Consider the following 10993-nt stretch of genomic DNA (forward strand, 5'->3'; position numbering starts at 1 on the left):
CCTAACAAGAGAATTGTTCAACGGAGAGGGTGGGATTTGAACCCACGGAACCTTTCGGTTCACCTGATTTCAAGTCAGGCGCATTCGACCACTCTGCCACCTCTCCAGGCGCATAATTTTTATCATACCAGCAATTGTCTCTAACTACAAATAGCCGCAGATTCAGCGCGCCGATAAAGAATTTGTTCTAAAGCCACTGCGAAATCTTCCCCCAACCAAACCAGAGACGCTTCCGAGACTGTTCCATTTTCCAGCAGCACGATCGAGAAATTCCGCAGTTTCGAACACTCTCTCTCCACAATTCGCGGTACGCTCGCGGCATTCAAATAAACTGTTCCCTCCGCACTCACCTTCACCGACTTCCGCAACTCGTGCTTGGTGTGCCGCAGTTGGTGGTGCATATGACCAAAAGTTACCAGAGGTACGTGCTTCCCCGAACCGTGAGTTCGATCGATCGCCGAGGCAAAATCCGGGTCGCCCCAATCTCCCCCCAGCGGTTTCCAATCTCGCCCGCAGAGGTCGTCAGGAGCCTCTCCCAGCCCCGTAGGCCCCGTGTGACCCAAAAAAATTACATTTTCGCAGTCCGCGTCCGCAGCAGCTCCTGCAATCAGTCTGGCCGACTCCTCAAAACTCTCTACCCCAAACCATTCTGAGTAAAAATCGTTGTACTTCCACTCCGAACCCCCCCAACTAAACGGGCGACTTCCTACCACAGTTACTTCCAATTCTGGAAAATCTCGTTTTCGGTAACCGACGTGGGCTTCTCCCATTAAATCTAACTGCTGTTTGACTCGATTTTCTTGAGTGCGATCGTAGGGACACTTGCTTCTGCCCCACTCGGTCGCCGTGTACCAAGCGTCGTGGTTTCCAAACACCGCAGCTTTCGGAATATCCAATTGGGCGATCGCCCGCACCACATCCACCGACTCGTTCCCAAAATCCCCCACAAACAGCACCAAATCAACGCCTAGGCGCTTCAAAGCCTCGCCGTCTTCAGGTTCCCACCGATCGTGAACGTCCCCCACAACCGCAATTTTGATCGCCTTAGTCTCATTCATTTGATTTGCTACGTTCGATCGAGCCCTTACCGCTAAAAAATTCCTACTAAACTCACCAATTTTTGGCAAATCCAGCCTTCACTAATTATACAGCGCAGCTTCCCTCAAAGGATTTTAGATTTTAGATTCTAGATTTTAGATTTGCTCAACTTTCTTCATTTTTTATTCCTGAACGCAAAAATTATCTCCCCCTTTGACATTAAAAGCGATCGCCCTAAATTCAAGCCCGTCAATCACCCGCAGCGACGCCATCACACTCAAACGTCACGACAGCACCCCGTAACTGCATCATTCCTCCAAATCTGGTTCCGCCTCCACTTCCTCATCTTCAATTACAAATTCGCTGATGTAATCCCGCACGACACGCTCGAAGAACAGGGGAGCAGGTAAACTAGACCAGTCGCTGTAATGACCGAAACCATAGCGCAGAGATTCTACCAGCGCAGCAAGGCGATCGGGATCGTCATTTTCTTGTCGCAAAGTCACAACAATTTCAAGGGGATTAGGAGTTGGCAATTGTCCGATATAAGGCGGACGTGTTCCGATTTTGTGAACCTCTAATCCGGCTTCGTTTAAAACTTTTTCTAGCGAACCATCCTCTTTTTTGACTTTGAAAATTGCGCTGATTTGGGTTTCGCCATAGCAACTTTGACCGCGCGATTTTTGATGGAGTGTTTTACGTCCTACAGACAGGTAAGCAACACAACCCGTTTGATTAATTTCGCTGTTTTTGTTAGTTGAATTCAGCCGAAATAACTTCATAGCACTGGAAGCAGAAGGAATTTCAACTGTTGAATTTAGTTCTTCTTTTGTTCGCCGATCTTTCAGAAAAGTTTCCGCAAAATATCTTACTTTTTTATCGATAATTCCAGGGGCGAGGTCTTGGCGAATCCTAACTATCCGCGCGCCTTTCCAGGCATCTTGCATCCGCTCATACTGCTGACCCAGGTTAATTTGATTTGCATTCATTTTAGAATCGGCAAGCCAACGCCAAAGTTGCACGCAGTTGGAAGAATCGATCGTAACTAATGGTTGATTTCCCTCCTCTACAGAAGTAGAAATAATCTGCTCGACAAATTTCATAAAACGAATTTCACGCCCACTTTTATCATTAGCCAGTTTTACGGGAGAAATTTGGGAAATGAAGGCGATCGCCTCAGAAAACTTGCTCCAAGGACTGATTTGTAAACTATTACCTTTTTCATAAGCACAGCACAGATCGCACTCGCCTGTCTCCACGTTGAGACGCATAGCAACTGGTAAAAATGTCTTCTCAATAGAACCGCGAACACGACCTTTCTGTTTGCGGACGATCGTAATCCCAATAATTTCTTTTGGTCTAGCTTCTTGAGGAATGTTTTTTAACCATTTGTCAACTTTTGGTTTGACATCATCAATGCGGCCAGAATGAGCCCAAAGTAAGTCTTTTAGAGCCGCTTGCACTCTATGGGAAAAATTATCGAGATTGAGAATATTTTTCTCCTTAGTTGTTTCAATCGGTAGCAGAAACTGCACGCAAGAACCAGCGATTGTAGCCAATGCTTGACGGGATGAGGGCTTATTTACGCGATCGTCATGTTTGTTGTCTGGATACCATTCCCGCGCCATTACGAGGCAAAAAGTACGCTGCTTGCGTAAAGCCAGTTTTTGGACGATCGAGTCCCAGGCTTCTATGCGGTGGCGCGATCGCTCTTTCGCTTTCAAATTTGCACCGGGCAATGACTCTTTCGACCCGTGAGTGTTTGCTGGTAAACGATTAGCAATGAGTTCGATCGCACCACCCCATAGAACGCGAATCATTGCTTGCAGCAGGTTCAATTCGGTTTGCAAATGTTCTTCATAAAAGATAACAAGCAACAGTTTTTCGTCAGGGTATAGCCGACGCATAGCTTCCTGGTTTGCCTGAATCATCGCCTTGAGTTCTTTTAATTGACAAACCAATTTAAGGGCTTTTCGGCCTTTTGAAATATTTTCTAAATTGGTATCAAGGTGTTGGGTTAGCAAGCTATTTAACTCATTGTCATCAAAGCTTTCTAGATATTTGGGAGTCAAATCAAAACAGTTGTCTTGTTCGAGAACTTCTAAAGCGGCACCCAACAGAGTAGGCAGATTAATCATGCGCGAGGCTGTATCGTCTTTTTTGTGACTTGTGCCTTTGATTTTTACTTCCGAGTAATTATCGAAAGGTTTGAAGCCGATAGGCTGGAGAATTTCAGCAATCTTTTCAAAAGCTTCTAATTTATCAATCTCCAGTACGCCAGCCTCAATCCCGTGTTTTCCTTCTTGCAGTCCGTTGCGGTAAGTTAACACTACTTGACAGCGTTCTGTTGAAGCTTGACCCAAGGCAATTTGGGAACCATCAATATTTTGACCGTTAGGCGTTTTCAGCGGCAGTTTTAGCTGGCCGCGCAATGCTTCAAAATCTTTATCGATCGCCCAAACCCAATTTTTCTTTTTGTCCTGTTGACTTTTCTCCTGTTTTTCCGACTGGGAAAGCACTGTGTAGCTAAAAGCGCGATCGCCATAGTCATCAGAAAAGACAAAACCGCTAATATTTCCTGAGTTATAATTTGCAGGTTTTAACTTACTGAACCAGCGGCGTTTGGAAACATCAATCTTCAACAAAGGCTGGTGCAAAGAAGGATAGGTTACGACTTCTAAGCGTACCACCAAACTGAATTTTCCCGTATTGTCGGGTAGAGTAATGGGATCGGTAATCAATTCTGCCACCCCAGTTGTGAGGCTACCGCTGCTGGAAATAACCCGCTTCATTGTTCCTAGGCCCTGAAAAATCTCTTTTCCGGCGATCGCGCGAACTGCACAATCAACTAACGCGCGATAATCATCATTTTTTCCCTGAGTTGTTCCTGTTTCTGCTGACCATTTCCACGGTAAAACTTGAGACTCTAACACACTAATTTTCAGCAACTCTTTTCGATCGTGCAAATCTTCCAAACGGTCGATAACTTCCAATAGCCCATCTTCTTTTTTCGCAAAAGATTTGAGAGAATGTGTAATCCACTCGTTGATAATTGGGCGTAACGCTTTCAGGATATCTTCCGTACTTTCGCAATTTAAGTAAGCAAACGGTTCAGGTTCTTTTACATTTTTAGAATTCAACGAATAGTTACTTAAGCCTAAGTTAGACTGAATCCGTTCTGCATTGTCAAGTCCTACTTCTAACAAGCCTCGCAACGACTTGTAAGGGAGATTTTTTATGGTTGTATCACCATTACTAATAGCTTTTTGGATGATTGAAAGCTCATGTAAAGCAGATATTGTCCAAGCTAGCGTCAAGCCTTTAACTGTTACTGGCTCGATATTGTCCGGCACAGTAAAAGCTAGGGGTATTTTTTTGAGACTCTTATTTGCAAGAGGAATGTAAAGGGTATCTGAAAACACAGTTGCTTCAGTTTCTTCGTCATCATCGGATTCAATTTCATCAAACATTTCATAGTTCATGATTTCATCTCCAGTAATATTGGTTTCCTTGATAGTCCTGGACGCAGATGTGGCCAGAAACCGGGTTTTTTTACAAAAATATTTCGTTACAACCCGCACACTCTGTAAAAAACTCGGTTTCTTTGGTGTGAGTGCGTCCAGGAGTGCTTTCCTTCGCCGCCATCATCAGATTCAATTTCATCAAAAATTTCGTCATTTATGCTTACATCTCCAAGAAAGCTGAAAAATCATCAAAATCGTCTTCTCCCTCTGTCAAACCTTCTGAATCGCCTAAACTTTCCGGGTAAACTACGCCCTCAATGCGTCGCATGGGGTCGAGAAATGCCCCGTAAAGTTCTTGATATATTTCTCGAATCACTGAATCGGGATGCTTGACGCATTCTTCTAAAATAATTCGCATCTGAACTAACATACTGTCCCGCCCGGAGTCAGGTTCATTTTCAGTAGATTTAATTGCCCAAGCTGCATCGACAAAGTAAACTTGTACCGGACACCCATTTCGCATCCCGCGCCCGATTGTTTGCAAAATCCCAACCATCTGATTTGCCGTAAATGGTTTGAATAAATCTTCACCCAAACGGCTAGCCATTAGAGGTTCGCGCAACAGATGATTCGCCGTTTTCCACAGTTGCTTTCTCGACTGTTTCCAAGCATTAGAAATTGCTGAAAAATCTTCTGTTTCACTAAAAACTCGACTGTCAAATTCTTGGGTAGCTTTTCCGGCGAGGCTGTACAAAAGTTGCGTATCGTCAGTGGTGGGATGGGGACGGGTGAGAAAATAAATTGTACCAATTGCTGCATCGAGTTTCCTATCTCCTTTGGTGAAAACAATATTCACGCCTCTACCGATCGCCAACAGCGGAAAAATGATAATATCGCAAGTTTCATCATCTCCTAAAGCCTCGCACTGAGCCGTTGTGACGAAATCTGTTTGTTGCTCTCCATTTTTGAGAAACTTAACCACTGCTTTGGTTTTTTTGCCGATTTCTGGATGGTAATCGTTGATAAAGTTCTTAATAGTGCGAGCTTGTTCGTAGCTGTTAACAATTAAGGCAGCTTTGCGGTAAATACCATTTTGCACGTCAAAGTTGCGGATGGATTTGTAAATTTCCGATTTCTGATTTCCTCCCCGTACCAGCGCGTCTACCATTTTTTCTAAATTGCGATGGCGTTGTTCGCCTGCACCGCTATATCGGAGAGGTTCATCGCGAAATTCGCGATCGGGCAGCCATTTGAAGCGGTATTTGCTCTTTTTGGGATCCTGTTCTGTTTGGCGCGGTTGCAGCAGATAATCCGGCCCCGAATTAATGTGATAAGCAGGACTTGCTTCGAGAAATGACGTAGCTGAAGTCATTAAAACTGCCGGCACTGTCAGTTCGCCATCTGCCTCAAATAACTTGTGAAAGCGGTGCATTAACATCCGAGGCGCACCCACAAAAATGATATAAGACAATTCCACATTTCGGGCTTGAATTCGAGTAGTTTGTGCTGATTGGTAACTGTATTTCACGCCTGAAAAAGACCCCAAAATGTTCTCAGGAATCAGTTGTCGCAGTTCCGGCGTTGCCGTTGATTCGACAATCGGTTCCCGAATCAGTCCTTCTGCTACCATTGTTCTCGTTTCCGGGACAATCCGCTGATAGCCTAAAATTACAAAAGTGACACAAACAAGTAAGGTAATTGTATCCTGAGCTTCGGCTGATGCAGTGATATCCTTAAAACACAAAGGTAAAAACAATTCGGCAATTTCTTTGACAATCTTGTCGCGCCGTTCGATCAGATTTTCTGCTAAATAACGCCGAAAATACAGAATCTGAGTTTCCCACTGCTGTTTGAGGGTATCGCGGTTGATTCCCAGCCTTTGAGCGCACATATCTAAGTTCAGCCGATCGTGCGGTTCAATGCCAGTGCGATCGTAAAAAGCATGGTAAGCAGCCGTTTCCCAGAATTCTTTCAAGGCTCGACTTTTGCTAAATCCCTGTTTGACTTCCGCTTCGTCAAGGCGATCGCGTTTAGAAAATTTCTCAAAGCCATCCAACAAATCGCTGACTATTCTCAAAACAGTTAACAACTGATTTTCATAGCGTTTGCCGACAGGCGATGAAGGCATATTTTGAACCGCAGTAATTAACGATGTATTGAGGTCGCCAAATTCCGATAAATCGCGGCTGTAAAGTTCTACATTGCGATCGAACAAGCGATAATTTTCGCCGCCTGCAAAAGGATTGTGAATTTGCTGTTGAATGGCTAAATGGATAGATTCTTTCGCCCCAGAAAGTTTTAAGGTTGCTGCACCGTAAGCATCCAAATTTGATTGCACCATATCTGCTTCGTCAAAAACTACCACATCAAATGTCCGGGCAATCAATTCAAAATAACGAATGCGTTCGCGAATCGCCTGGGGTGGAACTTCAGTATCCATTGAAAGAACGTGACCTACCCAAATATTAGCATCTAACAAATCGCGGGTTGCTTTGTTGCGGCCGCACATCGTCCAAACCGGACAGAGATACTTTTTCATTTTGCCATTTTTACCGCCGCTTTGTAATATTTCGTTGCACGGTGCGTAACCAAATCCCCACATCGAAGTATCGGCACTTGAAAAGGCAGGTAAGACGCAATTTAAGCCAAAGGTTTCTGCTTGTTCCAAACTATAGCCAAAGCCGCCATTTCCTCCTGATGCTGCGATCGCCTCGGCAATATTTTCAGCGTGTCGGCGGCGGGTGCCATCGCTTTGACCGACTAGCATTCCCACTTTAATTTCATGAAATGCCAGTGCGGCCATGTACTGTCTGGCAACTTCAATGGAGGGAAACACAAACATTGCTTTATAACCGCGTTTTCCCAACCACACAGCTATCAATACTAGCAAAGTTGTTTTGCCAGATCCTGGTAGTCCAATTAAGTGCTTGATGCCTGCTAATTCGATGAATGTTTCTTCTCGCAAACCTTTACCAATTTCTGGTACTTTAAGCGCAAAATGTTCAAACCGTTTTACCCAGCTACCCTGTCTTTTTTCCGGGTGATTTGCTTCGCGTTCATCCATCTCAACTGCTAATTCGTAAAGTTCCGCAAGGGGAATGCGGATTTTTGCTTTCGGAAAGTGTTCGAGGGAATGGTTGCGGCGCGGTGCAAGCGGGATGGCGATCGGGCCAATTGGAATTCTCGCGGCTGTTGTTTCTTTACCTAAAGCCACGGCCATTGGCTGGCGCGGATCGGCAAAGCTGGTGCTGTAAAATTGGTGTGCTAAAGGCTGACTGAGAATTTGACGGGCTTGGGTAATTAAAGAATCTTCTAGGGGGTCTGTGCGTTCAAAACGAAGTGTTTCTAAGTTAATTTTGTAGGTTCCTTGAGTTTTGTTCCGGTAGTGGCGATCGTTATAAATAGCAACTGCGTGTTTAACTGACTGTTCTGTCACGTAAGCCAGGGACATCAGGCGCATATTAAAAATGGCTTGGCGGGCTTTTGCCAGCGCGGGTGCATTGACGATACTCGCCATTCCCGATACTGTTAAAGGAGCATATTCTAGGGAATTAGTCTCTAAAAATTCTGCCATTAAAACGCACAACCAGCAAATGCGATCGGTTCCTGTCCAAAAATCAGGTTTAATTCTCATAGTTGATTTCCTGTAACAACTGAATTACTTGTGAAACAGACAGAATTTCGAGAGTACCAGGATCGCCTTTTTTATCGATCGCTGACCGGAAAGTAGAGAGGTAATCCGGTCGCTCCTCAATTAATCGATCGCTGACGGCAATGATGCGGCGGCGGTAGTGAATTAGCCCTCCGATGCTGCGGTTGAGGCGCAAGGCAAGGGAGACCGGACTGGTGTAGGACTTAGCATCAATGCCGATATTGCGACGGTTAATTCCGATATCGCACAAGTCGGATTCTGGGTAAAGTTCGGCATCGAGTCCGTTTTTTATGGCTGCATCAAAAATTGCTAATTCGTCAATTCCCGGCCCTGTCCAATAGGTTAAAATTTGCGGTTTGGCAATCAGCAATCGGTCTTGGTTTGGGTCTAATTTCTCCGAATTTTTTACTGTTGAGGAGTCGTGACCGAGGCATTGGCGAATCGGACATCGCCCATCGGAAAAAAGTTTTAGATCGGGATAGGGGCGCATCAGCGTACCGCAATAGGCGCAGCGATGAGCCTGTCCGTTAATTAACCAGATATCCGGCACGCTATCAAAAAAGGTGTCAACAATCATTCCCTGTAAAGGGGTTAAATCGTTGTCGCGCAAGTAGTCTAAGAGTTGGTGTTCTCCGATGAGCGATCGACTGCCAAATAGCGATCGCAAAGCCGTATAAGCTTTGTGCTTTTGGCGACTTCCTAATCGTTCAGTTGCCTCGATCAACCGTTCGTACAGTCGGTGTTCGATCGCATTATCTTCGCCAAAAGTACCTCTGCTGTTAGCAATTTCTGCACAATCTGAGGTCGGTACTCGCAAGTCTGGATCGATGAAAATTGCTTGACGAAAGCGAAAATCTGGGTGACAAAAAATATCTAAGTGCCACTGATCGAGGGGATATCTAGCACGTTCCAAAACGGTATGCACGCAAGCGGCGCGATCGCTTTTTCCGGCTTCGATGTACAGCCGGCCCAATTTGCACATTGCCCGATACAGTTCCGATGGCATACTGTCGTCTTGGCGGACAATTTCTCGATTGAGAGTTCTGATGTATTGCCGCAGAATTCCCTGCGCTAGCAAGACAACAGCATCTTCTGCCAAATCCAGGTTGCTGGCGTGTCCTGTGGGTAATGGCAATGTCGCTGTTTGCATTTGTGGCAACCACGAGGGGTCTTGACAATTTGCCTCGGCAATGATTTGTTGTTCCAAAGTTGCGTCGGGGAATGAGGGTAAAACTTGGGCGATCGCCGCCAGCGTCCAGCCTTTCTTGAGCAAAAGTGCTGTTGCCAGTCCTTCTAAAATTTGTCGAAACCGAAATTCTTGCCCTTTCGGCTGCGAAAGCAGTTGCTTGGCTCTCCACGATCGCACCGTTCGCACCGCTGGGGGTTCCACAGATAGCCCGAGCTGCTCAATCCGTCGTTCTAGTTCTTTTGTCAGAAACTCAGCAGTTCCCTGCCACTGGCGATCGTCCTCAAAGTACATAGATGTATCAAACCAACTTAATTACATCATATTATGTAAACATAATATGATGTAATTAGGAATTGTCAATAGAGACTACTCAAAATACTCGTCGTTCAAGGTAGTTATTGCCCTGTGAAGGTCTTGCGGGGCAAAGCTTTCAGTCTAATTTACCGATCGGGTCAAAATTTAGCTAAGTCCACTTGTGGATGGAAAAATCTCGCTGCGGCAGTCAGCCGGTTAACCTACGGCCAATTTTCTACCTTTGGCCCAACCAGCCGCTTGCAACCATTTTTGGTGAATTCAACTATAATTCAAAATACACTTGAGTCCAGCGGCCACCATTCACCCAAGATTTTAACTGTGTTTACCACCGCACCTGCTCCCAACTTTACCCAAACCAGACTGCCCGACGACTTGTTTGCAGCAATCAACGCCCTCAAACAAGAGTTAAACGCCGTCATTCTCGCCCACTACTACCAAGACTCCGATATTCAAGACATCGCAGACTTCATTGGCGACTCCCTAGAACTTGCCCGCAAAGCCGCCAACACCAGCGCCGATGTCATAGTTTTTGCCGGAGTTCATTTCATGGCAGAAACCGCAAAAATTCTAAATCCCGACAAATTAGTATTGCTGCCAGACTTAAATGCAGGTTGTTCCCTTGCCGACAGTTGCCCGCCCGAAGCCTTTGCAGCTTTCAAAGCCGATCGACCCGGACATTTAGTCATTTCCTACATTAATTGTACCGCCGCAATTAAGGCAATGAGCGATATAATTTGCACCAGCTCCAACGCTGTCAAAATTGTCAACCAAATTCCCGAAAATCAGCCGATAATTTTTGGGCCCGATCGCAATCTCGGCCGCTACGTCATCGAACAAAGCGGTAGACACATGGAACTCTGGCAAGGAGCCTGCATCGTCCATGAAAATTTCTCAGAAAAAAAGATAGTTCAACTCAAAATCGAAAATCCCGAAGCCGAAATCATCGCCCACCCAGAATGCGAACCACCCGTACTTCGCCACGCGAATTATATCGGCTCCACGGCCGCTTTGCTCAAATATTCTCAATCCAGTTCCAGCCAAGCCTTTATTGTGGCGACTGAACCGGGAATCATTCACCAAATGCAAAAGCAAACACCTCACAAACGCTTTATTCCAGCTCCTGGTAACAACAATACTTGTGCTTGCAACGAATGCCCGCACATGAGATTAAATACTTTGGAAAAATTGTATCTAGCCATGAAAAATCAAACCCCAGAAATTACCATGTCTCCAGAGCTGCAACTAGCCGCACTACAACCCATCCAGCGAATGTTAGAAATGAGCTAGCCGCCTATTTTTAATTGAATGTATTGTAGGGTGGGTAGGGCGCGGCGA

6 protein-coding genes and 1 tRNA gene are annotated in these 10993 nt (G+C 45.4%); 1 reads left to right on the plus strand and 6 read right to left on the minus strand.

Annotation, left to right across the window (positions count from 1 at the left end; genetic code table 11):
• Nucleotides 1-21: 21 nt before the first annotated feature.
• The 6 genes from IQ270_RS23810 to IQ270_RS23830 form a co-directional block, all read right to left on the minus strand.
• Nucleotides 22-106, minus strand: a tRNA-Ser gene (locus IQ270_RS23810).
• A gap of 34 nt (nucleotides 107-140) precedes the next feature.
• Nucleotides 141-1058, minus strand: coding sequence for a TIGR04168 family protein (locus IQ270_RS23815; RefSeq protein ID WP_193975661.1), 918 nt, complete (start codon nucleotides 1056-1058; stop codon nucleotides 141-143).
• A gap of 288 nt (nucleotides 1059-1346) precedes the next feature.
• Nucleotides 1347-4520, minus strand: a complete 3174-nt coding sequence (locus tag IQ270_RS23820; protein ID WP_193975662.1) for an RNaseH domain-containing protein — start codon at nucleotides 4518-4520, stop codon at nucleotides 1347-1349.
• A gap of 70 nt (nucleotides 4521-4590) precedes the next feature.
• Nucleotides 4591-4716, minus strand: coding sequence for a hypothetical protein (locus IQ270_RS32020; RefSeq protein ID WP_255532479.1), 126 nt, complete (start codon nucleotides 4714-4716; stop codon nucleotides 4591-4593).
• Nucleotides 4717-4722: 6 nt separating this feature from the next.
• Nucleotides 4723-8136 carry a hypothetical protein gene (locus tag IQ270_RS23825; RefSeq protein WP_193975663.1) on the minus strand — a complete coding sequence of 1138 codons (3414 nt, stop codon included), beginning with the start codon at nucleotides 8134-8136 and terminating at the stop codon, nucleotides 4723-4725.
• Nucleotides 8126-9634 carry a hypothetical protein gene (locus tag IQ270_RS23830; protein WP_193975664.1) on the minus strand — a complete coding sequence of 503 codons (1509 nt, stop codon included), beginning with the start codon at nucleotides 9632-9634 and terminating at the stop codon, nucleotides 8126-8128. The genes IQ270_RS23825 and IQ270_RS23830 overlap by 11 nt, the downstream gene beginning before the upstream one ends.
• Nucleotides 9635-9976: 342 nt before the next feature.
• Between IQ270_RS23830 and nadA the strand changes: the two genes are divergently transcribed.
• Nucleotides 9977-10945, plus strand: a complete 969-nt coding sequence (gene nadA / locus IQ270_RS23835; protein WP_193975665.1) for a quinolinate synthase NadA — start codon at nucleotides 9977-9979, stop codon at nucleotides 10943-10945.
• Nucleotides 10946-10993: the final 48 nt, after the last annotated feature.

Origin of the sequence: Microcoleus sp. LEGE 07076, from assembly GCF_015207455.1 — a bacterium.
GTDB lineage: Bacteria > Cyanobacteriota > Cyanobacteriia > Cyanobacteriales > Microcoleaceae > Microcoleus.